The 3564-nt window shown below is 62.5% G+C and carries 5 protein-coding genes and 1 pseudogene; 4 read left to right on the top strand and 2 right to left on the bottom strand.

The window, feature by feature from the left end; translation table 11 throughout:
• On the bottom strand, positions 1-117 hold a 117-nt coding region (locus L9Z73_RS27360; protein ID WP_247407764.1), incomplete at its 3' end, for a helix-turn-helix domain-containing protein.
• Between the two features lie 105 nt (positions 118-222).
• On the opposite strand from L9Z73_RS27360, the gene L9Z73_RS27355 reads away from it, so the two are divergent.
• Together L9Z73_RS27355 and L9Z73_RS27350 are read left to right on the top strand one after the other, a co-directional pair.
• Entirely contained in the window at positions 223-1089 is an 867-nt protein-coding gene (locus L9Z73_RS27355) for an MBL fold metallo-hydrolase (protein WP_247407763.1), read from the top strand.
• A 34-nt stretch (positions 1090-1123) separates the two neighbouring features.
• Positions 1124-1738, top strand: coding sequence for an NAD(P)-dependent oxidoreductase (locus L9Z73_RS27350; RefSeq protein WP_247407761.1), 615 nt, complete (start codon positions 1124-1126; stop codon positions 1736-1738).
• Between the two features lie 60 nt (positions 1739-1798).
• Here L9Z73_RS27350 and L9Z73_RS27345 read toward each other — a convergent pair whose 3' ends face one another.
• On the bottom strand, positions 1799-2725 hold the full coding sequence (locus L9Z73_RS27345; protein ID WP_247407757.1) for a LysR substrate-binding domain-containing protein: 927 nt from the start codon (positions 2723-2725) through the stop codon (positions 1799-1801).
• A 139-nt stretch (positions 2726-2864) separates the two neighbouring features.
• On the opposite strand from L9Z73_RS27345, the gene nrdR reads away from it, so the two are divergent.
• Complete coding sequence (gene nrdR, locus L9Z73_RS27340; RefSeq protein WP_247407754.1) at positions 2865-3335, top strand: transcriptional regulator NrdR; 471 nt, start codon at positions 2865-2867, stop codon at positions 3333-3335.
• Positions 3332-3564 (top strand): annotated as a pseudogene (locus L9Z73_RS27335) (bifunctional diaminohydroxyphosphoribosylaminopyrimidine deaminase/5-amino-6-(5-phosphoribosylamino)uracil reductase RibD); the annotation flags it as partial. The gene nrdR and the pseudogene L9Z73_RS27335, both read left to right, overlap by 4 nt.

Below are 3564 nucleotides of genomic sequence, written 5' to 3'. Positions count from 1 at the left end.
CTCGGCCAGGTAGCGCGAGACCACCGGGCGCGACAGGTCCAGATGGTCGGCGGCGGCGGACTGGCTGCCCAAATCCACTACCGTCACAAACACGCGCATTGCTTGAAGACGATCCATGATCTGCCCGATTTTAGAAACAAACTATGTCCCAGCATCGCATTTTTTGTTGTGTTTGGTGCAACTAAGCTCTGTGCATCCCTTACCGATTGCCGGAGCTGCCCGATGTTTTCCACCCTCAAGCGCCTGACCCTGGCGACCGCCGCCCTGGCCTTCGCCGCCCAGGCCGCCGCCACCGAGCTGACCCTCGACGTGTATAACCCCGGCGAAGCCGCGATCTTTCCGGTCAGTTCGGTGCTGGTCAGCGGCGCGAAAGACGCGATCCTGGTCGACGCGCAGTTCGGTAAAAGCCAGGCCGAACAACTGGTGCAGAAGATCCGCGCGAGCGGCAAACACCTGACCACCATCTACATCAGCCACGGCGACCCGGACTACTACTTCGGCCTCGACACCCTGACCGCTGCATTCCCCGATGCCAAGGTGCTGGCCCCGCAAGCGGTGGTCGACCATATCAACGCTACCGTCGTCGGCAAACTGGCATTCTGGGGCCCGAAAATGGGCGCCGACAAGCCAGGCAAAACCATCGTGCCGCAGGTGCTCGACGGCCACCGCCTGACGCTTGAAGGCCAACACCTGGAAGTGATCGGCCTGGACGGCCCGCAGCCGGATCGCAGCTTTGTGTGGGTTCCATCGATCAAGGCCGTCGTCGGCGGTGTGGTCGTCGCCGACAACATCCACCTGTGGATGGCCGATACTCAGAGCGCGCAGTCGCATAAAGACTGGCTGGCCAGCCTGCAACGCATCGCCGAGCTGAAGCCGCGCACGGTGGTTCCGGGGCATTTCCTCGGCAGCCCGTCGCTGCAATCCGTGGCCTTTACCGCCGGCTACATCAAGGCCTTTGGCGAAGAAACCGCCAAGGCCAAGGATTCCGCCGCCCTGATCGCGGCAATGAAAAAGCGTTACCCGACCCTCGCCGACGAAAGCTCGCTGGAACTGAGCGCCAAAGTCGCCAAGGGCGAAATGAAGTGGTGAAGCGTTTCAAACCTTAACCGTACTGGAGAACGTCATGAGCAAGATCGCAATCATTGGGGCCACTGGCCGTGCCGGTAGTCAACTGCTGGAAGAGGCGCTGCGGCGTGGGCATAGCGTGATCGCCATCGCGCGTAACACCGACAAACTTGCCGTGCGCCCTGGCGTCAGCGTCAAACAGGTCGATGCACTGGATGCCGAGGCCTTGCAACAGGCCATCAGCGGCAGCGATGTGGTGATCAGCGCGGCGCACTTCGCCACCCTGCCCGCCAGCGCGGTGATCGGCCCGGTGAAAAAAGCTGCGGTGAAACGCCTGCTGGTGGTAGGCGGCGCGGGCTCGCTGCTGCTGCCGGATGGCACTCGGGTGATCGACAGCGAGGGTTTCCCTGAGGCGTACAAGGCAGAAGCCAGTGCCGGCGCGACGTTCCTCGATGCGTTGCGTCAGGAGCAGGAACTGGATTGGACCTTCCTGTCGCCGTCGGCCGAATTCGTTGAAACCGAGCGCACCGGCACGTTCCGCCTGGGCCAGGATGATTTGCTGGTGAGCAGCGAAGGCCGCAGTTGGATCAGCTTCGCCGACTTCGCCATCGCGATGCTCGATGAAGTGGAAACACCGAAGCACTCGCGCCAGCGTTTCACCGTCGGTTACTGAGCCAACGCGATCAAAACATGGGGCGCTGGCTTGCCGGCGCCCCCATGTGGATCTTCAGCGCTACGCCTGTTGCGCCTGGTTGACCAACCAATCCATCAGCGCTTCAAGCCCGGCCGAAGGGGCTGTCCCCGGCGGATACACCAGGTAATAGCCCATCCCCGTCGGCACCCGCAATTCAAACGGCGTCACCAAGCGCCCCGCCTTCACGTCTTCGCCAATCAACGCACTGTCGCCAATCGCCACGCCTGAGCCCTGGGACGCCACCGTCATGGCCAGATCCAGCGTCTCGAAATGGTGGCCCTGGCTCACATTGCTCAAGCGCGTCTTCGCCGCCTCCAGCCATAACGCCCAGTCGCGCTCGTCCCGCGTGGGGTGCAGCAGCACCTGTTGTTGCAGGTCCGCAGGCGTACTCAGACGGTCGCGTAAAGCCGGCGCGCATACCGGTGTGAGTTGTTCATCGAACAGATGCCGAGCCTCGGCCGATTGTTCCGCGCTGGGCGCATAGATCACCGCCGCATCGAACTGCTCGCGACGAAAGTCCACCGTGTAGGCCACGGTCGTGGTCAGCTCCACCGGCACATCCGGGCGTTCGCGTTGCCATTGCATCAAGCGCGGCAGCAGCCAGCGCATCACGCAGGTGGAGGCCTTGAGCTGCAGGGTGTCGCGGCGGCTGCCGATCTGCTCCAGCGCGTCACCGAGCAGGCCGAAAACCTGCTGCACCCGCAGCGACCACTCGCGGCCTTCTTCGGTCAGGCTCAGGCCCCGCGCCTGACGCAGGAACAGCGCGTAGCCCAAATGGCTTTCCAGCCCGGCGATCTGCCGGCTTACCGCACGCTGGTAGGCCGGCAGCGGGCCGAGGTCTTCAATGCCGGGGACTTTTTTCTCTTGTGCAGGCTGAGGTTGCGGCGTCGACGGTTTCGGGGCTTCGCTGCTGCAGGCGACCAGAAAACCGAACAAGGTGAGTAAAACGAGTGGTCGTAACTGCATGTAAGGCTCCAGAAAGGACAATATCCGTGGCTTAAAAAACATGAAACATAATCGTCAGCCTATATACCGCAAAGGCTATGGCTTGTCTTGCCACGGGGATGCGCTACCATGGCCCTCCCTTTTTTTGTTGCCTGCCACCATGCACTGTCCCTTCTGCGGTGCCAACGAAACCAAGGTCATTGACTCGCGTCTGGTCGCCGAGGGCGATCAAGTGCGTCGCCGGCGCGAATGCCTGGCCTCTGGCTGCGGTGAACGTTTCACCACCTTCGAAACCGCCGAACTGGTATTGCCACGTCTGATCAAATCCGACGGCAGCCGCCAGCCTTTCGACGAAGAAAAATTACGCGCCGGTATGCAGCGCGCCCTGGAAAAACGCCCGGTGAGTGTCGAGCGGCTGGAGGCGGCGCTGGCGCATATCAAGCACCAACTGCGCGCGACCGGCGAGCGCGAGGTCAAGTCCCTGGTGGTTGGAGAGCTGGTGATGGGCGAGCTGCAAAAGCTCGACGAAGTCGCCTATATCCGTTTCGCTTCGGTGTATCGACGCTTCCAGGACCTCAATGAGTTCCGCGAAGAGATCGACCGCCTGGCCCGTGAGCCGGTCAAAAAATGAACTCACCTTCTGCTGAACAGGCTGTCCTCGACGCCCATTACATGGCCCGCGCCCTCGAATTGGCGCGCAACGGCCTGTACACCACCCATCCCAACCCGCGTGTGGGCTGCGTGATCGTGCGTGACGGGCAGATCGTCGGCGAAGGCTGGCACGTGCGTACCGGCGAGCCCCATGCGGAAGTGCATGCCTTGCGCGCTGCCGCTGACAAAGCCCGCGGCAGCGCGCAAGG

Source organism: Pseudomonas emilianonis, assembly GCF_023072625.1.
Classification (GTDB): domain Bacteria; phylum Pseudomonadota; class Gammaproteobacteria; order Pseudomonadales; family Pseudomonadaceae; genus Aquipseudomonas; species Aquipseudomonas paraveronii.
The sequence above is the reverse complement of the archived record's forward strand: the minus strand, read 5'-3'. Positions and strand labels throughout refer to the sequence as shown.

What these genes read in the sequence shown, in the direction of transcription:
- L9Z73_RS27355 (WP_247407763.1), top strand. Translation starts at nt 223, where the DNA reads ATGTTTTCCACCCTCAAGCGCCTGACCCTGGCGACCGCCGCCCTGGCC.
- L9Z73_RS27350 (WP_247407761.1), top strand. Translation starts at nt 1,124, where the DNA reads ATGAGCAAGATCGCAATCATTGGGGCCACTGGCCGTGCCGGTAGTCAA.
- L9Z73_RS27345 (WP_247407757.1), bottom strand. Translation starts at nt 2,725, where the DNA reads ATGCAGTTACGACCACTCGTTTTACTCACCTTGTTCGGTTTTCTGGTC.
- nrdR (WP_247407754.1), top strand. Translation starts at nt 2,865, where the DNA reads ATGCACTGTCCCTTCTGCGGTGCCAACGAAACCAAGGTCATTGACTCG.